The sequence below is a fragment of the Photobacterium sp. ABD4_091 genome (assembly GCF_056160145.1).
Genome location: NZ_JBSWWQ010000001.1, coordinates 2443370 through 2467522 on the forward strand (window position 1 = coordinate 2443370; position 24153 = coordinate 2467522).

Below are 24153 nucleotides of genomic sequence, written 5' to 3' on the forward strand. Positions count from 1 at the left end.
AAATTTAGTATTTAAAGCACCAATGCCGCTACCCAGGCAAACAACACCATACCAAAGTTTGCATGGGTGAAGGTCGGGATCACTGAGTCTTTTATGTGATCGTGCTGCCCATCAGCATTCAGGCCAGATGTCACGCCCAAGGAAATCGTCGAGGCCGGTGAGCCTGCATCCCCCAAGGCTGCGGAGGCACCCAAAAGTGCAATAGTTGCTGCCGGGGTGAAGCCAAGGGACAAGGCAAGTGGAACATAGATAGGTGCCAAGATAGGTACGCTGGCAAATGAGTCACCAAAGCCAATAGTAATAAATAAACCAACCAACAGCATCAGCAATGCTGCAATCGCTTTGTTATTGCCAATCAACTCACCGGTTGATTGCACCAGCGATGGAATTTCCCCTGTTGTCTCAAGCACTCCCGCAAAACCGGACGCAATGGTGATGATAACGGCGATCTGTACCATCATTCGCATCCCTTCGGTAAAGACATCATCTTGTTGCTGCCATTTGAACACACCCGAGACTGTCAGCAGCATGAAGCCCACCATCGCCCCGATTAGCAGTGAGTCGAACAAAATTTGGCACAACAGAGCGACAGCAATAGCGCCGAGGACAAAAATTAACTGCCCGACCTTTAGTTTTGGTTGTTCAGTGTGGAAAACCAGTTTATTGGTGATGTTATTGTCGTAATCTCTCGGTTTGCGGTAGGTAATGAAAACCGCGACCAGCATACCGGCCACAATCCCCATCACCGGTAAGAACATGGCTGACGGGACCTGTGCAGCGGTGACAGTGAGATCGTATGTCTCACCAGCCGAATTAACATTCGGTAGCAGGATTTCAAACAGGTAAATCGCGCCGAAGCCGGTTGGTAGCAGTAGATAGCTGACACTGATTGAGCAGGCAATAATACAAGCTACTGCACGTCGGTCGATACGCAGTTTGTTAAAGATAGCCAGCAGTGGTGGGATCATCACTGGGATAAAGGCGATGTGAACCGGCACGATATTTTGTGACATGATAGAGGCGACAATAAACAGGCTGAACAGCATCCACTTGATGGTCTTGTGCGATGTTCCCCCCGATACAGCGCCGAGAGTCTTGTTAGCAAACACATCGAGTAATCCACTGCGGCCAAGGGCTACCGCGAATGCGCCTATCATCACGTAGGTCATCCCCACCTGGGCACCACCCGCGAGGTTGTCATTGATGGCACCAATTGCTTCATTGGTCGTCATACCACTGTTGATGGCACCCACCATGGCAGAAGCAATCAGCGCAATGGCCACCGGCATCCGCAGCAAGCACATGGCAATCATTATGCCGATAGCAAGGATCACCGAGTTGATTGGAAGTAGGCCTGGTTGAATGAGCGCAATGGCACTAATAGTTGCGGTTACAGCAATGGCGATACGGGGGTAAAACGGTGCAGTGGACGAGGAGGGAGCCTCCAACGGAGAGGTATTTGTAGCCATGGAAACATCCTTATTCTGTTGGCATAAATGTAAATTACTGAAGAAATCTGTCGACAGCCATCCTGGCTTTAGGTTGACGCATATTTAGTGGGTGAGAGATACCTAAAATGCATAATCCCTGAAGACATAAGGGATATTTCTAACTGTTTATGCATAAATGTCAAGCGGTGGGTGGGAGAGGAACTTGATCATCAACTCAAAGGCCTGCTTATTGGCAGACCTTTGTTGAGGTGCTTTGTATTTAATGGGGGGTATTTTAGCAGCCTTTTTCAACCAACTTGTAAGTTAGCTCCCCTGTATCCCGATCATTCCAGACTTGCAGGTAGCAGCCTTTGGCTTGAAGTAATGCTTGCTCTTCGGCTCGGTCATCGCTTAAGCGCGGTGGATTATAAATGGCTACCGTCGGGGTTAAGTTGCCTTCAATATCAGCGGGTAGACCGACAGCTTGTAAGTCTGTCTTTACTGCACGCTTGAAGTTGAACTCATCAATCATGTCGATATGGCCACTATAGGTTTTTATCATTTCGTCGCCAACTTCGATGCCGACATGACCACGAGTCCATTCTATACCTTCTATGACTGCCTTACCGTAGACGATCCCATCTGCTGCTTCTGTCGCTCCTTTCGCGCCTTTCAAAGTTGCAATACGGGAGTCAGTTTGTAGATTCAAAAAACGTGGTGCAGCGGTGACAGCAAGGATACCGAGGAGGACAATGACGACAACCATTTCAATGAGAGTAAAAGCATTTTGCTTTTGATTCATAGTTATTTGTCGCTAAATCATTCAAGTAGGATGTAGGGTGGGAATATAAGGTTTGTATCAAATGTCGTCTAATGAACGTTTCTAATGTCAAAACTTTGACTATCACTGAAAGTTATCTATTTTACATATAGATAAAATAGAGCGTGAAAGCATAGCGCTTTCTCGGGCTCAGAGAGTTGAGGATTGTTGGGTTTATTTGAGTGTAAATCTGGCTGAAAGTTACAAAAGAGCTTGGCAGAATTTCGGTTATTATCTTGGTATTCGACAGCAATATATTTGTATATTTCTGGGATTGTACCAAAGTAGTGCCTCTTTTTTGTTGATATTCTTCAACACCAAAACTCAGATTTCTATATAGCAGCAGACAAAAAGCGTTTGTCTCATTGAGCGCTGAAATTGTCTCAATGAGATTTGGTATGATTTTAAGGTATTGATTTTATTGAGATATTAGAGGCGTGTGGAGAGGTGCCTGATAGCACAGGCTATCAGGTCAGTGGATTGGTCAAAAAGACATTCCTGGCCCATACCGCCAGAGCCGTGAAGCGTTTGACTTTGTCTATGAGCTGATTGATGAGTCAGCCAAAGCGTGGGCGAAGAAGCTTTAAAATTAAAAATCAAAGCTAAAACCTCCAAGCTCAAAAATTGAAAGTTAAATATTTCATTTTCGCCTGGCTTTCGTTGAATCGAATGTCAGGCGTTATTGTTGCACTGTAGACGATAATCTTTAGGGTATTCGTAACCTATCACTTCATCACCCTGTTGGAAAAAGAAAAAGTCGCTTTCAATAGGGACGATCCAACGCCCTTTTTCGACTTGGACTAGGAGTATTGTCCCTTTAGTGTGTTGTTTAACAAAAGTATGTTTAGGGTGAAAAATAGTTCTGATTGGAGGCAGTTTTTCATCATTGACTGCCGATATCAATGTTTGAAGTTGTTCTGTCAACAAACCGATATTCCATTGGCAATTCTTCGGTGCATCTACTGTGTAGATTTTGCCAAGTGACTTCTCTTCATAAAGAAGCTTCTCATTGGGAGAGCATCCCATAATGATTAGCCCTCCCATTATGTAAATGAAACATTGCTTAGCTTTATTAAAAACCATTGAAAGTGAGAGAGATAAGCTTCCCTTTAGATATTTATCGCTCATACTCCCTCCCATCTTTATTTCTTTAACTTCTTCAAGTTATTCAACACGAATGTTGTCTACCAAGATAGCAGTGTCATAAATACTATCACCGACATCAGAAGCAAATACTTTGAGCACCACTTTTTTGCCTGCAAGCGATGAAATGTTCAGGGCTTCATTTTGCCAACCTGTATCATAAACATCACCTCGGTCAAAACTAACATCTGACGAAGTAAGCGGTATGTCTGAGTTACACAACTGATTGATACTGGTTTCAAACTTAACGCAGTTCCCATCATCAGCTTCACAAAGGCTCACACTGAAAGAATCATCATAAGCTGAATTACAAAATTCCATAAACTCTTCAGAGAACAGATTCCAGTCGAAAGACAATGACGTCGCGCTGCTATCCAAACAGGCCTGCTGGCTAATTTGCCCGGAGGTGGTCGTATAACCAAGCCCTGTAGATACCACTCCCATAAACTGCCCTTGTGTTGGAGGAGTCGCACCTAGCTGGGAAATGACACGGCCATCCCCCTCAGTTAGCCATGGTCCTAGTCCTCCTAGCTCAAAATCAAGGTTTTCAAAACCTCCGGCAGGTAGCTGTAAGTCTGCGGCTCCTATGGTTTTTAATTTAGAGAAGTAAGGGGCTTTATCAACCGCACCATGTGTATTGATGGCAACTTGTACCGCATCAGCAAACGTTGAGTCATTGTTCAACATATCTGTGAGTATGGTATTGGTCGTCCCTTGGGCGTAGCTTGTTGAAACATAATTATCATAACCCATTACCGCTCCTGCCCCTTTAGACATGAACACATTGGCAAGGGAGTTGTTATATATCGAGCGACATGATGATAGCGATACCAGGCTATTTGGTATGGTACTCATATAATGGGCGAAGAAAGAGGGTAGGGCAACGATAGAGCCGTCAGGGCCAAGTGCAAGCCTTTTAGCTTGTAAATCGCTCTGATACCCAGTTAAGTCATAACTACCATCATTGTTCTTTGGCAGCTTTATACCCGTAGATACGCCAACAATTGACAGCCCGCCTTGCAAGAAATTATTTGGGCCCCATACGTCTTGCCAAAGTGAGAGTAAGCCGTTGTAATAATTGTCTCCATGCGTTGAAAGGTGGATATAGCCAAATGCGCTGAAATCTTTAAAATTATCCAGCGATACGCCCATGCTTCCATCGTTAACGTAGCTGGTATCAGCTTCTAGTTTGCATGAATTTTCATTTTTGAGTGTTTGCCAAACGGAAAAATAGTCATCATTTTGGCCAAAGTTACCCGAAGCGTTCGGGTTGTCGATGTACGGGCTTATGATAACGGCGCGTGAACTTTTTATTCGGTTGGTGGTTGGCGTTGATTTAGATGATGCTAGCCGTGACTTAGCGAGGGGCTCCGAAGCATAGTACTGGGCTTCAAATGGCGCTTCTAAAGTTGGAGTGTCCCCAACTATCCCTCCTCGGCTTACACCGGATTTAGCGCCTTCATTGACTGAGTGGTAAAGCCCTAAAATACCAGAGTCGTTAACCCACCAAAGGCCGCCATCTGGGGTTGCACCTGCAACTGCAATTCCTTCAATCGCTTCAATGTCTTTTATCGAAGTCACCGCCGCGCTGGAGGCTTCTTCACCATCCGCGACTTTGCTATCAATTAGCGATTTAATATCGTTGGCATTATCTACTGCGACTGTGGTTTGTTGGTTGCTGTATGGTGTTACGCCCCAAAGGCACTGCTGTTCAGACATGTACTCTGGCGCGACATTATCTGAAACACTAACGCGGTAGCAGATTTCGCCTGCAGTTTCGGCCTGGGCACTGAAAACAGCAGTAAAAAGGCCATCACCATCAATTTCATCGGGTAGCTGACCATTATCATTTAGCTGTGCAATTTCATTGCCTTCGTCATCTAGCAATTTGACGGTGGGGTTGTTGCTGTTGGAAGTACCGATCATGACTCGAATATCAGTGGCTGCCTCCCCAACATAAAGTAAGCTCTTGTCCATCTGCAGTGGTGTAGTGAAGTCACTGTCAGGGTAGTAAGTAATGACGGCTGAGATAGAAAGAGCCGTATCATCATCCGATATTGCTGTCACAATAATATTATTATCGCCTTCAGCAAGTTCTATTGGACTGCTCCAAGATGGAGAGACCTCAACGTCTGTCTGGTCACCGGAGGTTTCATTCAAAATGGTCAGAGACTTGAGTTGATAGTCTGAATTGTATATCCCTTCAAGAGTTGGTGATGCTTGATTAGTGACCTTTTGGTTAGCTCCAAGCCCTGTTAAAGCAAGCGCGAGAGTATGTTCTGCTGGAATGACATTGATAGTGACTTCGTCAGTCGCTGAATTCCCTTCTTTATCTGCAATCGTTATTTGGTACTTTAATGTGGCTTCATTGTATAAATCAGGCAGTGTGACAAGTAGTGCATTAGCTTCACCAGCTTGTGTTTCTGCTTCAATGGTATTTTCTGTTGAGGCCTCCCACTTAACGGTGGGATCAGAGACATTGTTATAGGAAGGAGTGAGTGTGACGGTTTTTTTTCCGTATGCATTGATATCTTGTCCGGCACTGACTTCAGTGTCTTTTGTTGAGTTGGTGTTTTCACTATCACCTCCTCCACAGCCCCCTAAAATTAATGATAACAATATCAGTGGAATAGTCTTTTTCATTTCACTCACCATGTGATTAATCGTGAATGGTTGCAATGGATATAACCGATATAGGCCCTGAATGGCTTAGTCAGCAAACAGTAAGCTTTTTTGGTTTATTGTTAATTTGTGTTGCTGATTTTTACAGTGCATGAGGTTGTTATTCAATATGTTGCTTTCTGAAAGTGTTATTTTCATCAGAAATTGTGATGGGATAAGCTATTATTCGGTATCCGTTATACCGTATTTAGAGTCTATAGAAGAGAGATATAAGATATTGAGTATAAGTAAAATTCGGTGATTACCTTAGAGGGGAGTATAAGGTGGGGATGATAAGCTCAAATAGCACCCTCTGTAATAAAGGGTGCTCGAAGTCTGTAACTGTTAGTAATAAAGGGACAGCGAAGAATGCCTCTGCCTCTGCCTATGCACTATTCTTTCTATCTTCTCTGCGTATCGCTTTAGCTTCCTGGTCAAAAGTTTCCAGCTGATCCATGAATAGGCATACCTTTAACAAAATGGCAAAAACTACATCGGTTGTTGTATGAGAAAGCACGGATAAGCGGTAGGGAATAGTTGCTGGCTGAATCATGGTGCCTCCTTTTTCTGCTTCTATAACATATTGCTTTTAAAGGTGTTATTTAGAGTATAGAAGCATTCAGCGAGTTAGCCAGCGGCTCAGTGTCTTTTTGTTGCAAAATTGTGATGAACGGATGGTGGGCCATCACAATTTTGCGGTTTGAATTGGGTTACTGTTGATCGACATCGGAAATCTGGGTGGGAGCTTTACTTATAGGTAGTAGCATTTTGAATTTTCGAATAAAAGCTGTAATCCGCCAAATATGGCAAATTGCTGCGTAATAGCAGGCAAACATCAAGATAAACCCAAAAAACATGATGCTCTCGTGAATATTATATTCTTCCCCGATGATACCGATAGCTGCGAAAGACATGGCGATGGTGCAAATAGCCAGCAAGGTCATTTTAGAACTCAGGCCAATGCGTTGACAGATGTGGTGAAGGTGTTCTCTATCTGGTTTGAAAGGTGACTGTCCTTTTCGTACGCGTCGGATCATGATTGCCGCCATATCCATCAATGGCAGAGCAATCAACCACAAAGCCGTTACAGGGCGGAAGCTATTCTCGGCTCCTTGGCTTCCTGAGAGCAATAGCCAAACCACGGTAAACCCGATGAACATGCTGCCTGCATCCCCCATAAAGATTTTTAGGCGGGTACCGAATGGCAAACCGAGGTTGAGCAGAATATAGGGCAAGGTGGCAAAAACGACTAAGAGGCAGAACTGGAAAAGTGTTGTATGACCACTGTAGTGAAACAAGTAGCCTAGCGAAGAGAAAGTGATGACTGCCAGTCCACCCAATAAACCGTCGATACCGTCTACCATATTGAACGCATTGATAGCCCCTGCGACAGCGAGGAAGGTAATAATAAAGCTGATTGCGGTATTAAAGCTCAGCTCCCCCCAGCCCAAAATGCCGCCCAGTGTAACAAGCTGGATATCGCAAAAGCTGAACATCACAAGTGTAACGGCCAGTTGGATGAGAAGGCGTGATTTGACACTGATATCGAACTTGTCGTCCAGTGCGCCGGTGAGAACCAGCATACCTGAGCAAAGCACAAACAGTGTGGGATCAACTCCGGAGCCCGTGCTGTTGAGCAAAAATAGAGAAATAGTCGAAAATATAGCTAGCCCTCCAACCAGTGGAATGCTGCCTCGGTGGTGTTTTCGCTCTGATGGCGTATCAACTAGGTTGATAGCAATCGCGGCCCTTCTTAGCGCAATAAGACTTAAGAATGACACGAAAACAATAGCGGTCAATCTGCTGTCCATAAATAACCCCTATCAAAATTTGACAACTCACGAATACTATACCTGTGGCATATAACATTAAAGTTAAACCCTTCTAAGTTATTCTAATTTGGATAATGCTCACAGATTGTAGGGGGAGAACGATTTAGTCACTGTTTAGTTTAGTCACTTTTTTGACGTTTCGCATGGTGACTTTTGCCTTTATAGCTATTCAGCGTGGTATTTTTTTCTTTCCTAGCTATGGCTTTTAATAGTGTGATTTTCTTGTTGTTGTTAAGACTTTTTTGATACGCCCGGTTATCGAGTGTACCTGAGTTGGTGATTAACAGCTTTTTTCGTGAACTCGATCGGGCTTGTTACGATTATGGCTGTCGCACCTCTTCGATTTAGCGAAGATCACCCCAAGGACTATAGAGGGGCTCGATTATGCAAATCATTCATCATGGCGCATTTGAGGGGGTGACGGGCTCTTGCCATGAGCTGCGCTGGGAGAAATATGGCATTCTGATTGACTGTGGCTTGTTCCAAGGGAGTGAAGCCCAACATTCGTTGAATATCGATTTTGCTGTAGAGCATATCCAGGCCCTTGTGTTGACCCACTGTCATATTGATCATATCGGCCGGATTCCCTGGCTACTTGCTGCGGGTTATCGCGGCCCTATTTATGCGACAGAAGCGACGGCTGCATTGCTGCCGTTAATGCTCGATGATGGATTGAAGATTCAGCTTAATCTCAATGAAAGTCAGCGTAATCAGTTTTTGAACCTGTGCAAGAGCTTGCTCAGGCCAGTTCCTTTCGATTGCCAGGCACCTGTTGTTTTGCCAAATGGTGAGCGGCTCGTGCTTTCTTTCCGCCAGGCTGGGCATATTTTGGGTTCGGCGTATGTTGAAGTTGTCTTACCGAACAGTCAGGTTGTTGTTTTCTCCGGTGACCTTGGCCCAACTGACACACCTTTGCTGGTTGATCCGGTATCGCCCAAACGTGCCGATGTGTTGGTATTGGAAAGTACCTATGGCGATAGGTGTCACCAACGGAAGAGAGAGCGAAGTGAAAACCTCAAGCAAATTATTGAACAGTCCCTGCTTGACGGTGGTGCGATCCTCATCCCTTCCTTCAGTGTTGGTCGTACACAAGAGCTATTGTTTGATATTGAGAGCTTGATAGCCGAGGCATTCGCGCCTGTTTTGCTCAAGGGGGCAGAGTTGCAAGGGGGCGCCGAGCGATTGAAGTGGCAAGAGTTGCCGATAATCTTGGATTCGCCTTTGGCCGGTGCTGTGACTAAGCAGTATGCGCTTTTTTTCCGCTTATGGGAGAAAGAGGCGCTGGCGAGAAAAAATATGGGGCGCCATCCGTTGTCGTTTGAACAATGCATTACGGTAGCCTCCCACCAGCAGCATCAAACAATTGTGAATCGCTTGGTATCGACCCAAGAGCCCGCGATTGTCGTCGCAGCGAGTGGTATGTGCAGCGGAGGGCGAATCCTCAATTACCTCAGGGCGTTATTGCCAGAACCAAGGACAGATGTAGTGATTGCGGGGTATCAGGCGAAGGGTACACTGGGGTATTCCCTTTCCCGTGGTGCCAAGCGGGTTAATATTGATGGTGAGGATATAGAGGTCAGGGCCCGTATACATCATCTAACGGGCTATTCTGCCCATGCAGACCAAGCTGATTTGGTTCGATTTGTCGACAATATTGGCCAAGGCCCGGCTAAAGTTCACCTTGTACACGGCGATATTAAAGCGCAAAGTGAATTGGCTGCAAAGTTACGCGCGATAAAACCCAATTGTGAGGTGGTGGTGACTGCCGGGCAAAAAATGGTCACTGCTTGATACTGAACATTATTGTGTACCTTAAACTAAACCATCACTATGCTCTGTTAAGTTACTGATGTACTATCGTTGCCAATTGAGTATACCAATCAGTAAATAGGTAGCGATCCAAGAACCGTCGCTCTTGCGGTTTACTGATGAGATAGAGGTTGAATAATGAAGATTACGGTTGCGGGTACAGGGTATGTTGGCCTGTCAAACGCGGTGCTATTGGCACAGCACAATGAAGTCGTCGCATTGGATATTATCCAAGATAAAGTAGACTTGATTAATAGTGGTCAATCGCCGATCGAAGATAGAGAAATTTCTCAATACCTGGCAGAAAAAAAGCTGGATCTTCAAGCGACAACGGACAAGGAGCTTGCTTACCAAGGGGCTGACTACGTCATTATTGCAACACCAACTGATTACGACCCGATCACCAACTACTTCAATACCTCTTCGGTTGAAGCGGTGATCAAAGATGTTATGTCGATTAACCCGAAGGCGGTCATGGTCATTAAGTCAACGGTTCCTGTTGGCTATACGCAGCGTGTGCAGGAAGAGTTGGGTTGTCAAAACTTGCTATTCTCACCTGAGTTCTTGCGTGAAGGCCGTGCCTTGTTTGATAACTTGCACCCGTCTCGCATTATTGTCGGCGAAAGGTCTGAGCGGGCAGAAGTGTTTGCCAACTTGCTGGTACAAGGCGCGGTAAAAGAAGATATTGCGGTGCTTTACACTGATTCTACCGAAGCCGAAGCGGTGAAATTATTCTCTAACACTTATCTTGCTATGCGTGTCGCATACTTCAATGAGCTAGACTCTTATGCCGAGGCTCATGGTTTGGATAGCCGACAAATTATCGAAGGGGTAGGGTTGGATCCTCGAATCGGTAACCACTACAACAACCCATCGTTTGGCTATGGCGGCTACTGCCTGCCAAAAGATACTAAGCAGCTGCTGGCTAACTACCAGTCGGTGCCAAATAACATCATCGGTGCCATTGTTGATGCCAACCGAACCCGCAAGGATTTTATTGCAGACTCTATTATTGCTAAGCGTCCACAGGTAGTTGGTGTTTACCGCCTGATTATGAAAGCGGGTTCTGACAACTTCCGCGCTTCTTCTATCCAGGGCATTATGAAGCGTATCAAGGCCAAGGGTATTCCCGTTGTGGTTTACGAGCCGGTACTGCAAGAAGATGAGTTCTTCCAGTCGGAGGTGATTAAAGATCTTGAAGAATTCAAGAAAATTTCCGATGTTATCGTTTCTAATCGTATGGCAGAAGAACTTGCTGATGTTGAAGATAAGGTTTACACCCGTGATTTATTTGGTGCCGACTAATTAACAGCAGGCGCTAGATTTTAGATCCTAGTTCCTAGATTATTTTTCTAGGTTCTTATATGGACTCCCTTGGGAAATCAACAAAGAAAAAAACCAAAACAAGGTATAGATGCGCACTTATATACGGGCTTCTTTGGGGAGCTACCCCGCCCTAAGATGTAGTCGCACCAGTAAGCTAACTCTAGGAAGCGGTATTTAGGTACCTCAGAACCCATCTAGCTTTTACTGGTCGGTCTTACCTGTTTTACATCGCTCTTTGCAGATTATGAGCAGTGTACTAAGTCAACTCAACTGGCTGGTACACTGAGTCATTCTTTAATATCGCATACGCTGTACGCACTGTCTTATTGGCAAGGGCTACCGCGGCTATCTTCTGTCCCCTTCTCATGACTAATGCTTGGAGCCATTGTTCTTTATGCGTTCTCGCTGGACGTTTCATTACCTGAGTAATGACTGAAAGCGCTCCTTGAAAAAGTGTTGAACGAAGTCGCTTGTCTGCACTGTACTTTGAGATATTGATTATCCGTTCTTGGCCACCAGAACTATGCTGCCTTGGGGTGAGACCTATATTGGCTGAAGCCTGCCTGCCATTGGCAAAGCTCTCTCCTCGTCCTAGTTTGACGGCTAAACCTATTGCACATATCGGCCCAACGCCTTCAAGCTTCATCAACTTTTGGCAAACATTGTTCGACTTTACCGTGGCTTCAAGCTGCTTTTCTAAGGCTTCGGTATGTTCAATCTGGGCAAGGAGGTGTTCCCATAATCGGTGTAACATTTCCCTAAAACTACCAGGTAACCGGTTATCCCCATCTTCGAGAATATAGGGTATTTTCTCTCTCAAGCTTTTGAGGCCTTTTGGAGCGACGATACCAAACTCGGCTAATAGCCCTCTAATTTGATTACTTTGTGCAATTTGATGGGACGTTGCTAATTGGCGGGCTCGCTCTAAGGATTGCAGTGCCTGTTCATCGGCCGATTGGACACGGACACTAGGGATATGGGCTTGAGCAGCAGCAACAGCTATTGCCAATGCATCATTCCTATCCGTTTTCTGCTTGATTTGGAAAGCCTTAACAGCTCGGGCATTGATGACTTTTACTTCATGCCCGAGCTCAGCAGCATACCTTGCCCAATAATGGGAACTACTGCAGGCTTCCATTGCGACTAAAGCCACTTTCTCGTTAGCAAGCAGCTCCTTGAGCTTTGCCCGGGTCATTTCCCGATTGAAGAATACTTTGCCTTGCGGGCTTCGCTTGCAAACTTGGAAAACATTCTTTGCTAAGTCGATGGCCAATGTATTAAGGTCGTTCATGTATGGACTCCTTTTGGCTAATCTTTCGTCGGATTAAGACCGTAACTCCTCAGGGAGAGGGAGTCCATACATCTAGGTTCTAGGTTCTAGGTTCTCATTCTCAAGACTCATCTCAACCGCCCCTCCGCCTTTTCAATCCCTAACTATACTTATAACCATATCAATAACGATACGTTGCGCTTTGGGGATAGTAATGATGAAGTTTTCATTGGCGGCAATTTTCATATCTGGCTTTATTAGCCTTTCTGCTTTTGCAGCAGACGTTGCATCTAATTCGTCTCAGGTCAGGCAAGCACCAACCTCGGCATCAACCGCCTCTCAGCCGGGTACGACTCAGCAACAGGCGCAGGCTACTAGTCAACAGGCGGATGCTGTGAGTCAAGAAACCGGGAAGGCGGCAGGAATTGATACGGCATTTGCCGCTTCGGCAGGAGGTATCACGGCAACGGTATTGGCAGTCGGTGCCGCAGTGGTTGTCATTGGGGTCGCATTGTCAGATTCTGGTGGTGGCGATGATCCGGCACCACCTGTAACAGCACAAGCCGAATAAATAAGGTAAAAGTATCTATTCTTAGCTAGGCCTGCATCACCCGCAGGCCTAGTTTATTCTAGGATCTAGGATCTAGGGTCTAGGATCTAGGTTCTAGGATCTAGGTTCTTTAAACCTTTTTCCCCTTCACCTGTTTTCTCACCCACATCCGGCCTGGGTGCAAGGCTTCCAGAACGCTGTTAGGCAATGGCAGTGGGTCGCCGCAGATCTGTGATGCCAATAGCTCTCCTAGCAGTGGGGCGGAGCTTAGCCCTCGAGAGCCTAAACCAATCATGGCGTACAGGTTGTGGTAAACCGGGACGTCTTGCGCGTTTTCTTGCTGGTTTTTCAAATCGGCATACTGCTCAAGCAATGGCGCGTATTGGCATACATCACCCACGAACGGCAGGTGATCGCGGCTGGCACAGCGGACACCGGCACGTGCTTGCTCGCCCGACATATCAATATCTTGTGGCCAGCTAGCTTCTGGTAAACAGTCAACTAGGCGCTGTTTGTTGTCGGCATGCTCTTCTGGGCTGAAGGTTAAATCGGTACTGCCACGGCGGTAGCTGGCACCGATGCAATGGCTTTCACCTGTAGCATTAACTGGTGTTAGGTAGCCATCGTAGCAAAGTACAGTTTTGAGCGGCGTCAGCGTTGAGTTGGTTGGGATATGGCTTACCTGCCCGCGTACGGAGTAGGCCGGGATATCCTGGGTCTGCGGGAATTCGGCAAAACGGTGCCCATTTGCCACAATCACGGTGTGGTGTTGGTAAGTCTTGCCATTTTGGTCGACCAGCAACCAGCACTGATCTTCTTGCTGGCTAAGCTGATTGATATCAACTTGGGTCTTCAGCTCAAGCATGCCCCTTTCTTGTGCTTGCTCAATCAAAGCGCGGGTCAGCTCCTGCGGGCACAGCCATCCGCCAAGCGGGTAGTTGACACTACTGTGGCCAGAGGCCACGCCAGTTATCTGTTCAGTTTGTTCAACGTCCAGTTGACGGATTAGCAGCTCAGGGAAACCGCCTGCCATCATCTTGCCAAGCTTGCTGGCGGCATTGTCGTCCCAGGCGAGCTGTGTGACGCCGCACCACTCATGGGCAAACGCTTTTTGCTTGGCCGCTTGTTCGACAAACTGGCGGGCATAGAGAAATGCCGGGGCAAAGAAGCGTGATAGGGCATCGTTAGAGCCGTTGAGTAGAGGGTATACAGCGCCTTGGCGGTTACCTGAAGCCCCTTCGGCAGGTAGTGCATCGGCACAGTAAAGCGTTGTTTTGATCCCACGGCGTGCCAGTGCCAGAGCGGTCGTTGCTGAACCGACACCACCTCCGATAATTGCGATACCCTTGCCTTTATTCTCGCTGCTTTCTTCTGGCTCAGAGCTGTTTTCTTGCTCAGTTCTGTCTTCTTGATCTGTAATGAGTTCGGCCGACTTGCGGTTGTACCATGGCTTGACGTTGCTGCCATATTTGCGTTCGGTCACGCTGCCAGCCAGCATATCGCGCTTGGTGCCAAAGCCTTTGACTTTTTTCATGTCAAAACCCGCTTCAATCAAGCCGCGGCGGACAAAACCAGCCGCCGTGAAGGTTGCGGTGCTGCAGCCGACGCGGGCAAGCTTGGCCATGCCGTTGAACAGTTCCTGGTTCCACATTTCCGGGTTCTTGCTCGGGGCAAAACCATCAAGGAACCAAGCATCAACGATACCGTCATTATTCGTCCATACTTGTGGCATACAGTCTTTGATATCACCAAACCACAGATCAAGGGTGATCATGCCATCTTCCAGCACAATTCGGTGACAGTCAGCGACCGCTGGTGGGTAGTGGGCATGGAGCTGGCTGGCTAAATCGGCCAGTTCAGGCCAAGATTCATGAGCCTTGATCAGATCATCCTTGGTGACCGGAAACTTTTCGAAGCTGATGAAGTGTAGCTCTTTGGTGGTCGCGTCAGGGTTGGCCTGGCGGAAGGCTTTGAACCATTGCCATACCGCAAGGAAGTTGAGGCCGGTGCCAAAGCCGGTTTCCGCCACCACAAAGCGGCGGCGGTCGAAGGTTTCCCAGCGTGTCGGTAAGCCATTCTGGTGCAGAAACACATAACGGGTTTCTTCCAGGCCATTGGCGTTGGAGAAGTAGACATCGTCAAAGTCATTGGAAACAGGAGTGCCTGATTCGTTCCAGTTCAATACGGCATTTTCGATTTTTGCCGATGGCGTTTTGCTTACGGACGGTTGGGCTTTATAAGACAAAGGGAGAAGCCTCATAGTTGGTATTACGGGTTGAATTGCAGAGGATTGTACCTGATCAACAGGAAAGCTGACCACTTTTGGCGGACAAACCCGTTATTATCGTCAACGTTATACCCAAGTTACCTCAGGTTGTTGATTGTTTTGACTGAGGTTATTTGGGTATAAATGACAGTAGGAATTCATCATGAAACGAGCCGTAATTACAGGCATGGGTATTGTGTCCAGCATTGGTAACAACGTTAAAGAAGTGCTGGAGTCTTTGAAAACGGGCAAGTCCGGTATCAACTTCTCTGAACAATTTGCAGAAATGAAGCTGCGCAGTAATGTTTGGGGCGATTTGAAAATGACCCCTTCAGAGCATATCGACCGTAAGAAAATGCGTTTCATGGGCGATGCCGCCGCTTTTGCTTACCTGTCTATGGAACAAGCGATTGAAGATGCTGGCCTGACTGAAGACCAGGTATCAAACGACCGTACTGGCCTTGTTGCTGGTTCTGGCGGTGCATCTTCTTACAACCAAGTTGCTGCGGTTGATATTCTTCGTGAGAAAGGCGTTAAGCGTGTGGGGCCTTACATGGTACCGCGTACTATGTCTTCAACCGTGTCTGCTTGTTTGGCGACACCGTTCAAAATCCGTGGTGTGAACTACACCATGAGCTCAGCATGTGCGACATCTGCACACTGTATCGGCCATGCACTAGAATTGATCCAGCTAGGCAAGCAAGACGTTGTTTTTGCAGGTGGTGGTGAAGAGCTAGATTGGTCTTTGACTATGATGTTCGATGCCATGGGCGCACTATCCACCAAGTACAATGATGACCCTTCAAAAGCATCGCGTACTTATGATGCAGACCGCGACGGTTTCGTGATCTCTGGTGGCGGCGGTATGGTCGTTATCGAAGAGCTAGAGCACGCATTGGCGCGTGGCGCGAAAATCTACGGTGAGATCGTAGGCTACGGTGCGACGTCTGACGGCTACGACATGGTAGCGCCATCTGGCGAAGGCGCAGTGCGTTGTATGAAGATGGCGATGCAGGATGTTGACAGCATTGACTACATCAACACCCACGGTACTTCAACGCCAGTAGGTGATGTGAAAGAGCTAGGCGCGATCCAAGAGCTGTTCGGTGATAACAGCCCGGCGATTTCTGCCACCAAGGCAATGACAGGCCATGCACTGGGTGCGGCTGGTGTACACGAAGCGATTTACTCGACGTTGATGCTAGACAATGGCTTTATCGCCCCGAGCATCAATATTGATAACCTTGACGAAGCGGCTGAAGGCCTAGATATCGTTACTGAAAAACGCGATCAAGAGTTGAAGACAGTAATGTCAAACAGCTTCGGCTTCGGCGGCACTAACGCCACATTGGTTATTAAGAAATACGAGGCATAACAGCCTAGATCCTAGAAAGAGCAGATCCTAGTTCCTAGAAAGCGTGTCGTTTTGAATGCGAAATATGAAAACATCTAGGAACTAGGAACTCGTACCTAGGATCTTAAGTGAACCGACTTTTGTCATTTTCCAGGGGGTGGCACTGACTAAGAGATTCAGCTAGAAGGCCTTTTTGCGGAGACTGCTCTAGCTGATTTGCCCTTAAGCCAGTGCCTAAAAAACAGACGCGACATTGGCTGTGAGAATAGTATTTTCTTTTGCGGGAGCTGTCTATGATCCCAGCCGGTGTTTTTATTCCTGGACGTTCGCCCAGCAGAGTTTCTGCTGGGTTTTTTTATATGTAAAAGCAGGGGCGAGAACCTGGATCCTAGTTCCTGGGAGGAGCCGGCCCTAGGTTGAACTGTTCCTAGTTCCTAGTTCCTAGCAAGAGCGAAGAGCAAAGCAAGAGCTCGCCAGTAAGTGAGTGCATAGTGAACCTAGGCTCTTAGACCTCTAGTAACTCAGGACCCACCGCCTCTAGGTACTAGGCTCCAGGATCTAGGATCTAGTCTCGTACACCTTGACTCTTCCTAAACTTTCAATAGCATCTCCCATATACAAATAACCTTCGAAGGACGCTTTATGAAAATCCTCATTGACGAGAACATGCCTTATGCCGAGGTGCTTTTTAGCCAGTTGGGCGAGGTGATCAGCAAGCCGGGCAGGACCATGACCGCTGAGGATTTGCAGGATATCGATGCATTGATGATCCGCTCGGTGACCAAGGTCAATGAAGCGCTTCTGACCAAGGCCAACAAGTTGAAGTTTGTTGGTACTGCAACCGCTGGTCAGGATCATGTCGATGAAAGCTTGCTGGCCGAAAAAGGGATCACTTTCACTGCTGCACCAGGCTGTAACAAGGTCGGGGTGGCAGAATATGTATTGAGCAGTCTGATGGTGCTTGGGCAGCAGCAGGGCTTTTCTATTTTTGACAAAAAGGTCGGGATTATCGGTGCTGGCAATGTTGGTAGCTACCTTGCCCAATGCCTCGATGCGCTGGGTATCTCGTACCTGCTCAATGACCCGCTTAAAGAGCAACAGGGCGATAGCCGACCATTCCACTCGCTGGAAGAAATTCGCTCGCAATGTGATGTGATCACCATGCACACGCCAATTACCCGCGACGGCGAGTACCCAACCCATCACCTGGTTGATGAGGCATTCATCGCTGATCTAAAGCCGGGTGCGATTTTGATCAACGCAGCCCGTGGCCCTGTGGTGGACAACCAGGCGCTTAAGCACGCCCTGCACCAGAGCCTGTCAGGGGAAGGCAAGAACCTAACCGCAGTGTTGGATGTGTTCGAGCATGAGCCACAAGTCGACTTGGAGCTGTTGCCATTGCTGGCATTTGCCACGCCGCACGTTGCCGGGTATGGCCTGGAAGGTAAAGCTCGCGGAACGACCATGGTGTACAACAGCTTCTGCCAGTTCCTTGGTCTGGATAAGGAAGTCAGTGCCTCAAGCTTGCTGCCGGTTGCTCCTGTGCCGCAGGTTACGCTCAGCGGTCAGTGGGACGAGCCAACCTTATTTACCCTGACCCAGCTGGTTTACGATGTGCGCCGTGATGATGGTTTATTCCGCCGCGAAATGGGCCAAACTGAAGAAGGGAGCGTGGAAATGGCTTCGGCATTTGACCGGATGCGTAAAAATTACTGGGATCGCCGCGAATATAGCGCGATTACAGTAGCGGGCGAGGCCCATTTTGGGGTAGAGTCGCTGGCTAAATTAGGTTTTACAGTAGAGGAAAGGCCATGAGCCAGGAATTTGATATTGCAGTACTCGGTGCGACCGGCGCTGTCGGCGAAACCATTGTAGAAGTTCTTGAGGAACGCAATTTTCCTGTTCGCAATCTCTATTTGCTTGCTTCTGAGCGCAGTGCGGGCAAAACCCTGCGCTTCAAGGGTAAGACTGTACGTGTTACCAATGTTGAAGATTTCGACTGGGGTCAGGTTCAGCTTGCTATTTTCTCTGCCGGTGCAGAAGCATCTGAGCGCTGGGCACCCACTGCAGCTGATTACGGCGTAGTAGTGATCGACAATACATCACGTTTCCGTTACGACTATGATGTGCCTTTGGTTATCCCTGAGGTGAACCCGCACGCATTGGCGGAATACCGTAACCGTAACATTATTGCTAACCCGAATTGCTCGACCATTCAGATGCTGGTGGCACTGAAGCCTATCCACGAAGCGTACGGCATTGAGCGTATCAACGTGGCGACATACCAGTCGGTATCGGGCACGGGCAAGAAAGGTGTGGATGAGCTTGCAGGCCAAACGGCTAAGCTACTAAATGGCCTGCCTGCGGAAACGGATGTTTACGACAAGCAAATCGCCTTTAACTGCTTGCCGCATATCGACCAGTTCATGGATAACGGCTACACCAAAGAAGAAATGAAGATGGTGTGGGAAACCCAGAAAATTTTGGGCGACGACAACATCCGTGTAAACCCTACCTGCGTCCGTGTGCCGGTGTTCTATGGTCATGCCGAAGCGGTTCACGTTGAAACCTGTCAGCCTGTGCATGTCGAAGAAGCAATTAACTTGCTGGAAAATGCCGAAGGTATCGAAGTTTTCCACGGCAATGATTACCCGACTCAGGTTAGCGATGCGACAGGTAAAGACCACGTGATGGTTGCCCGTATCCGCGAAGACATCAGCCACCCTTGCGGCCTGAACATGTGGGTAGTTGCCGACAACGTGCGTAAAGGCGCGGCGACCAACAGCGTACAGATCGCCGAGAAGCTGATTGAAGAGTATTTGTAAAAATAAGATCCTAGGGAAGAGCAGATCCTAGTTCCTTGAAAGAGCAAGAGCAAGAGCAAGAGCAAGAGCAAGAGCAAGAGCAAGAGCAAGAGCAAGAGCAAGAGCAAGAGCAAGAGCTAAAGCTTGACGACGTATCGCTATCAGTGATCGCTTCTGCAGGATCTAGGATCTAGGATCTAGGATCTAGGATCTAGGATCTAGGATCTAGGATCTAGGATCTAGGAAACCCAAAGCGCCATGCTTTTTCAAGCGGGCGCTTTTTTATTTTTATATCGCTGTGGTTATGCTGGTGGCGATATTGGCTCTGTTGTATTTTTAGCTTGTTGAACCTACTATCAATATCAATTCACCCATTACTGATTACTCAGTAACCAGGGCTGCAGAGTGCGACTTTGCTCCCGAAGTCTAAATTGACTAATTCGGTCACGTTCAAGTTTATTGTGAATAGGCCGAAGATAAATATTCTTGTATGATACAACGTCTGTATGTGTGCACATGATGTGCCCTATTCATTCGTAGCTATTTTTCCTGCCAAAGAGGATGACAGGCAGTGTCTGACCTTTCGACGATGATAAAACGCATTTTTCTGCCGGTAATTTTTTCCACCGCTGTAATTTCTTATTCGGCTCATGCCAATACCATTCGTATTACAGGGCCAACTCAAGGTGTACAGCCTGCCACTACCTCATTACCGGTTGACAACGCCGCGACGGGACAGCCTTCTGCGAATGCCTTCCGTTATGGTCCAACGACCAATGCCGAGACCTTGTGGTCTATTTCGACCCGCTACCGACCAAATAATCAGGTATCCATTTACCAAGTGATTGGCGCTATTTTTCGCCAAAATCCTCAGGCATTCGAAAATAGCAATATCCACGGGTTGATCCCGGGGAGTATGTTGGCCATCCCAACAGAAGCACAAATGCGCCGGGAAAATGTCGATGTAGTGAAGCAGCGTTTGGAAGCTGACCAAAGCTCGCCTGCGCGTAGTTCAACACGAACCGCTTCTGCGCCATCAACTCCAAGGCCGACACCGCAAGTTTCTCAGCCTGCTCAGACGCCAGAGCCAGCAGCAACGCCAACGCCTAAAGTTGCTGAAGCACCTAAAGCCCCAGCTCCTAAACCACAGGCTCCGGCAGTCGTCGTGACCCCACAGGAAAAACCTGAGCCAGTGGTGGAGTCAGAGGTTAAGTCGGCAGCTGCAACCCCTGAGGCACCTAAGGCACTTATTCCTCCGAAACCAACCGTGCTTCAGGCCCAGCTGGATGCCTCGGATGAACAGATGACCAAGTTGCTTGAAAGCAACCACCTGCTGCGTGTCCGCCTTGCCGAAATGCAGCATGAAGTGTCGGCGCTGAAACAGCAAATCAGCGACGATGAGGTATTGCGCGAGCAAATCAAAGGGTTTATCGACCAGCAGCGAGCGATGCAGGCGGAAGTGGTTGAGCCTCAGCCAAGTATGTTTGATCGTTTGATTGCCAACCCATTGATGCTGGCCGCGCTGGCATTGATCCCCGGCGCATTGATTGCCGGTGCGCTGGCTTACTTCCTGCTTGGCCGCAAACGGGAGCAAGAAGATGATGTGAAGTCACTGGATGCACCGCAGGGGCAGGATGAAACCGCCATGGTACCGCCTCCGCCAGTACCTGGTGATGATGAAGATGTGCCGAACCTGTCTCTGGGGGATGACAAGGAGCTTGACGACCTGTTTGGTGATGATGATTCTCCGTTTGATGATCCCGAAAGCAGCTTGTTTAGCCATGATGGCATGGGCTCGAAAGACAATGACAGCAATGGCTTTGATATTGCTGGTGAGCTGGGAAGCAACATGGGGGCTAGCAGTATCTCGGTGAATAGTGATGATGAAGCTATTGGCCTGGAAGACATGGAGCGGGCGCTTGATGAGATGGACAAGAAGGCCGATCCAAGCCCTGATGAAGAGCTAGCTGCGATGTGGGAGCAGTCATTGCAAGCTGACGATGACGACGAAGACAGCTTTGATTTGTCTTACGACGTTGACGAGATGGATCTTGACGCCTCTATGGCGCCGCAGGCTGAGGACGAGCAAATTGTCGATCAGGCTATGCTGGATGATCTGTTCTCTTCTGCTGCGGATGACACCCCGAATGACACCGCTTTCGATAGCCAGTCGCCAGAGCAAACGGTCGGCCAAGATGAGCTGGATGCACTGTTCGACAGTGTCGGAGCCGATGAAACTGCTGCGCAAGCCACAAACGAGCAGGAAGTGTCCGAGCAAGCAGCGGTAGATCAAGCATTAGCCGATATCGATATGATGGCATCGCCTTCAAGCGATGAGGACTTTGCCTCGATGTTTGATGAAGCGGTGGGTAGTTTTGATGAAGAAGTCGAAAGAGCTGCAGCTCAGACGCCAGAGAATTCAACGGCTCTGCTTGATGAACTGCTTGATGATGAAGACAGTTTAACGTCTGATATCGAGGTGGAAGAAGACAGTACGGCGTTGCTTGATGAACTGTTGGACGAGCCAGAAACGGACGGGTTGTTGGCCAACAACGATATTGAGATCGACGAAAACAGCACAGAGCTGCTGGATGAGTTACTGGCTGATGCCGAGGACAGCTTTGAAGACGATAGCTTTGAAGATGACAGCCTTAACGGTAGCCTTAAAGATGGCAGCCAAGACGCCCGTCACATTGCTAACGCTGAGGGTATCGAAGAGGCAGTCTCTGTGGACGATATTACCATCGAGGAAGACAGCACCGACCTGCTCGATGATATTTTGCAGCAGCATAGCCAAGTTGAGGAAACCAGCGGTGAACAATCTGACCTGGCAGCGCCACCGGCTATAGCGGCAGAGGCCGAACTACAGCCAGGTAGCCACGCAGATGATTTCGAAGCGGAGAAAGAGCCAGAGGTCGCCCTCGAGGTTGAGCCAGGGATAGATGAAATCGAGCAATTGCTTGCCTCTGTTGAGGCAGCTCCATTTGATGCCGATTCGCAACATGCCGATATACTGACAGAAAGCGCTGACGTTGAGGCGATTGGCCAGACGGTGGAGCAACTGCTTGAGAGTCTGGACGAAGAAGAGCAAAGCATCGAAGCACTGGACAACGAAGAACGAGGCAACGTAGAGCACGATAGCATTGCGGCTGAAGTTGAGGAGGCTATTCTAGAAGATATTAGCCAAGAAGAGAGCATCCTTGACTCAACAGAGCCGTTGCAGGCCGAGCAAACAGATAATGTTGCCGAAGAGTTCCCAGTTTTCGATGAAGAAACGTTGCTGGCTGAGCTTGATCTAGAGCCTGAAACCGAATCAACAGAAGAGGTGCACGGCTCAGATGCTGTTCCGGATTCTCAGCAGTTTGTAAGCGAGCCTCTGTCGGATGATGAATTGCCTGAGTTTGACGAAGAGGCAGCATTTAATGACCCTGAAGTTGAACCGCTGGCAGAGCAAGAGCTGGTACTGAGCGATGACGATGAGCAGGCCATGCTAGATAATATCGTCCGTCAGTTACAGCAGGCGGCTGAAGCGGCAGACAAGCCGCATACGCAGACTGGAGAGTTGGCACAACCTGAATCATTAGAGCCGGTTGATAATCAACCGTCGCTTGGCACTGACTCTGCGCCAGAGGCGTCTCCAGTTGGTGCGGCAGGCCAATACTCGTTGCATGGCCGCCCGGATATTGAGTTTGAAACGCTAGATCCGGCCAGTCTGCCTGAGTTCAGTGAAGATGACGCCTTGCAGGCCTCGTTCGATGAGCAGCACGAGCTCGAGCAGTATGAGATGGAGCAGGGTGCTAAAGCGCAACCTGCAGTTTCAGATACTTCAGAGCAAGCTGAAACACAACTACAGCAGGCGTTAAGCCCAGAGCCGACAGCTTTACAGCAACCAGTATCGGCGCAAAACAGCAGCATTAGCCCTGAAATGTCTATGGCTGAAATGCCTATGACTGACGAGTTTGTGGATTCGGCGGGGCTGGATATGGATGCTCTGTTGAATGATCCTGAGCTTCAGGCTGACTGGGAGCGCGAGCAGTTGGTGGGGCATTCTGAAGAGAGCACCGTTGATTCATCTCAAGAAGAAACGCTTTCTGAAGAAGAGCAAGAAATTTGGTCGACGAATAACCCAGAGCCTGAATTAGAAGGGGAAGATTGGGGCCAGCAGCCTGAGATGAATATCGAGGATGTGCCAGCCTATGATGAAGGCGAGCTTTTGGATGAAGAGAGCGTTGATTCTGAACTGCTGCCTGAGACAGCAGCTAACATCGAAATCGATGACCTTGAAAGCAAAGACCTCGAAAGTCGTGACCTTGAAACCAATGGCCTTGAAAGCAGTGACCTTGAAGCTAATGGGCTTCAGCCGGTGGTGGAAGAAGCAGCCAGCGAATTGCTGGAAGAGCCTCTGAATGAAGCGGCAAAGGCTAGCTCACCATCGGACGCATCCTATATCAGTATTGATGAGCTGATGAAAGATTTAGATGGCGAAGATCTAGACAGTGAGCTTGACGAAGCCCCGCTCAACCTGGATGTTGGCTTGGATGAGTTCCCGGATGTACTGGCCGATATTGGCAGTATGGATATCGATAGCCAGGGCGAGTTTGCCAGCAAACTGGATCTGGCTAAGGCATACCTTGAGATGAATGACAGTGAAGGTGCCCAGGGGCTCCTTGAGGAAGTAGCAATGGGTGGCGACGCCGCATTGCAGCAAGAGGCGAAGAGCCTGCTGGGGAAGACAAAAGGATAAGAGCGGAACCTAGATCCTAGTAAGAACAAAAGCTAAGAGCTTGAGTGGATATAGCTACCTAGGTTCTAGAATCTAGGATCTAGCTTCTGATTGTCTAGGAACTCGCATCCAGGATCTAGGATCTACACAACCCCAAAAAGCGGA

General features: G+C 48.2%; 16 protein-coding genes. 8 read left to right on the forward strand and 8 right to left on the reverse strand.

Annotation, left to right across the window (positions count from 1 at the left end):
- Nucleotides 1-11 precede the first annotated feature (11 nt).
- From ACXAGQ_RS11340 to wecA, 6 genes are all read right to left on the reverse strand, one after another.
- Nucleotides 12-1469, reverse strand: a complete 1458-nt coding sequence (locus tag ACXAGQ_RS11340) for a Na+/H+ antiporter family protein (protein WP_475253970.1) — start codon at nt 1467-1469, stop codon at nt 12-14.
- A 256-nt stretch (nt 1470-1725) separates the two neighbouring features.
- Nucleotides 1726-2232: a type II secretion system protein gene (locus ACXAGQ_RS11345; RefSeq protein ID WP_475253971.1), complete on the reverse strand. Its 507-nt coding sequence runs from the start codon at nt 2230-2232 to the stop codon at nt 1726-1728.
- 690 nt (nt 2233-2922) lie between these two features.
- On the reverse strand, nt 2923-3378 hold the full coding sequence (locus ACXAGQ_RS11350) for a hypothetical protein (protein ID WP_475253972.1): 456 nt from the start codon (nt 3376-3378) through the stop codon (nt 2923-2925).
- A 36-nt stretch (nt 3379-3414) separates the two neighbouring features.
- Complete coding sequence (locus ACXAGQ_RS11355; RefSeq protein ID WP_475253973.1) at nt 3415-6036, reverse strand: PKD domain-containing protein; 2622 nt, start codon at nt 6034-6036, stop codon at nt 3415-3417.
- A 403-nt stretch (nt 6037-6439) separates the two neighbouring features.
- On the reverse strand, nt 6440-6607 hold the full coding sequence (locus ACXAGQ_RS11360; protein ID WP_475253974.1) for a hypothetical protein: 168 nt from the start codon (nt 6605-6607) through the stop codon (nt 6440-6442).
- 157 nt (nt 6608-6764) lie between these two features.
- The gene (wecA, locus tag ACXAGQ_RS11365; RefSeq protein WP_475253975.1) at nt 6765-7865 is read right to left on the reverse strand and encodes a UDP-N-acetylglucosamine--undecaprenyl-phosphate N-acetylglucosaminephosphotransferase; all 1101 of its coding nucleotides are present in this window, start codon (nt 7863-7865) and stop codon (nt 6765-6767) included.
- Nucleotides 7866-8270: 405 nt separating this feature from the next.
- Here wecA and ACXAGQ_RS11370 point away from each other — a divergent pair, with 405 nt between their 5' ends.
- Together ACXAGQ_RS11370 and ACXAGQ_RS11375 are read left to right on the forward strand one after the other, a co-directional pair.
- Nucleotides 8271-9677 carry an MBL fold metallo-hydrolase RNA specificity domain-containing protein gene (locus tag ACXAGQ_RS11370; RefSeq protein WP_475253976.1) on the forward strand — a complete coding sequence of 469 codons (1407 nt, stop codon included), beginning with the start codon at nt 8271-8273 and terminating at the stop codon, nt 9675-9677.
- Nucleotides 9678-9833: 156 nt separating this feature from the next.
- Complete coding sequence (locus ACXAGQ_RS11375; RefSeq protein WP_475253977.1) at nt 9834-11000, forward strand: nucleotide sugar dehydrogenase; 1167 nt, start codon at nt 9834-9836, stop codon at nt 10998-11000.
- 277 nt (nt 11001-11277) lie between these two features.
- On the opposite strand, the gene ACXAGQ_RS11380 is transcribed toward ACXAGQ_RS11375, so the two are convergent.
- Nucleotides 11278-12312: an IS110 family RNA-guided transposase gene (locus ACXAGQ_RS11380; RefSeq protein WP_475251581.1), complete on the reverse strand. Its 1035-nt coding sequence runs from the start codon at nt 12310-12312 to the stop codon at nt 11278-11280.
- 193 nt (nt 12313-12505) lie between these two features.
- Between ACXAGQ_RS11380 and ACXAGQ_RS11385 the strand changes: the two genes are divergently transcribed.
- A complete protein-coding gene (locus ACXAGQ_RS11385; protein ID WP_475253978.1) occupies nt 12506-12862 on the forward strand; it encodes a hypothetical protein in 357 nt (118 codons plus the stop codon).
- A gap of 109 nt (nt 12863-12971) precedes the next feature.
- Here ACXAGQ_RS11385 and mnmC1 read toward each other — a convergent pair whose 3' ends face one another.
- Nucleotides 12972-15101, reverse strand: coding sequence for an FAD-dependent 5-carboxymethylaminomethyl-2-thiouridine(34) oxidoreductase MnmC1 (mnmC1, locus tag ACXAGQ_RS11390; RefSeq protein WP_475253979.1), 2130 nt, complete (start codon nt 15099-15101; stop codon nt 12972-12974).
- Between the two features lie 169 nt (nt 15102-15270).
- Between mnmC1 and fabB the strand changes: the two genes are divergently transcribed.
- From fabB to ACXAGQ_RS11415, 5 genes are all read left to right on the forward strand, one after another.
- A complete protein-coding gene (fabB, locus tag ACXAGQ_RS11395; RefSeq protein WP_475253980.1) occupies nt 15271-16482 on the forward strand; it encodes a beta-ketoacyl-ACP synthase I in 1212 nt (403 codons plus the stop codon).
- Between the two features lie 621 nt (nt 16483-17103).
- Entirely contained in the window at nt 17104-18276 is a 1173-nt protein-coding gene (locus ACXAGQ_RS11400; protein ID WP_475253981.1) for a 4-phosphoerythronate dehydrogenase, read from the forward strand.
- A complete protein-coding gene (locus ACXAGQ_RS11405; RefSeq protein ID WP_475253982.1) occupies nt 18273-19286 on the forward strand; it encodes an aspartate-semialdehyde dehydrogenase in 1014 nt (337 codons plus the stop codon). Before ACXAGQ_RS11400 ends, ACXAGQ_RS11405 begins: the two co-directional genes overlap by 4 nt.
- 35 nt (nt 19287-19321) lie before the next feature.
- Nucleotides 19322-19459 carry a hypothetical protein gene (locus ACXAGQ_RS11410; protein WP_475253983.1) on the forward strand — a complete coding sequence of 46 codons (138 nt, stop codon included), beginning with the start codon at nt 19322-19324 and terminating at the stop codon, nt 19457-19459.
- Between the two features lie 377 nt (nt 19460-19836).
- Entirely contained in the window at nt 19837-24009 is a 4173-nt protein-coding gene (locus tag ACXAGQ_RS11415; RefSeq protein WP_475253984.1) for a FimV/HubP family polar landmark protein, read from the forward strand.
- Nucleotides 24010-24153 lie beyond the last annotated feature (144 nt).

Excerpts from the sequence above, each read along its gene's own strand:
- ACXAGQ_RS11345 (WP_475253971.1), bottom strand. The coding sequence starts at position 2,232 with ATGAATCAAAAGCAAAATGCTTTTACTCTCATTGAAATGGTTGTCGTC.
- ACXAGQ_RS11385 (WP_475253978.1), top strand. The coding sequence starts at position 12,506 with ATGATGAAGTTTTCATTGGCGGCAATTTTCATATCTGGCTTTATTAGC.
- mnmC1 (WP_475253979.1), bottom strand. The coding sequence starts at position 15,101 with ATGAGGCTTCTCCCTTTGTCTTATAAAGCCCAACCGTCCGTAAGCAAA.
- ACXAGQ_RS11360 (WP_475253974.1), bottom strand. The coding sequence starts at position 6,607 with ATGATTCAGCCAGCAACTATTCCCTACCGCTTATCCGTGCTTTCTCAT.
- ACXAGQ_RS11340 (WP_475253970.1), bottom strand. The coding sequence starts at position 1,469 with ATGGCTACAAATACCTCTCCGTTGGAGGCTCCCTCCTCGTCCACTGCA.
- ACXAGQ_RS11370 (WP_475253976.1), top strand. The coding sequence starts at position 8,271 with ATGCAAATCATTCATCATGGCGCATTTGAGGGGGTGACGGGCTCTTGC.
- fabB (WP_475253980.1), top strand. The coding sequence starts at position 15,271 with ATGAAACGAGCCGTAATTACAGGCATGGGTATTGTGTCCAGCATTGGT.
- ACXAGQ_RS11355 (WP_475253973.1), bottom strand. The coding sequence starts at position 6,036 with ATGAAAAAGACTATTCCACTGATATTGTTATCATTAATTTTAGGGGGC.
- wecA (WP_475253975.1), bottom strand. The coding sequence starts at position 7,865 with ATGGACAGCAGATTGACCGCTATTGTTTTCGTGTCATTCTTAAGTCTT.
- ACXAGQ_RS11405 (WP_475253982.1), top strand. The coding sequence starts at position 18,273 with ATGAGCCAGGAATTTGATATTGCAGTACTCGGTGCGACCGGCGCTGTC.
- ACXAGQ_RS11350 (WP_475253972.1), bottom strand. The coding sequence starts at position 3,378 with ATGAGCGATAAATATCTAAAGGGAAGCTTATCTCTCTCACTTTCAATG.
- ACXAGQ_RS11375 (WP_475253977.1), top strand. The coding sequence starts at position 9,834 with ATGAAGATTACGGTTGCGGGTACAGGGTATGTTGGCCTGTCAAACGCG.
- ACXAGQ_RS11400 (WP_475253981.1), top strand. The coding sequence starts at position 17,104 with ATGAAAATCCTCATTGACGAGAACATGCCTTATGCCGAGGTGCTTTTT.
- ACXAGQ_RS11380 (WP_475251581.1), bottom strand. The coding sequence starts at position 12,312 with ATGAACGACCTTAATACATTGGCCATCGACTTAGCAAAGAATGTTTTC.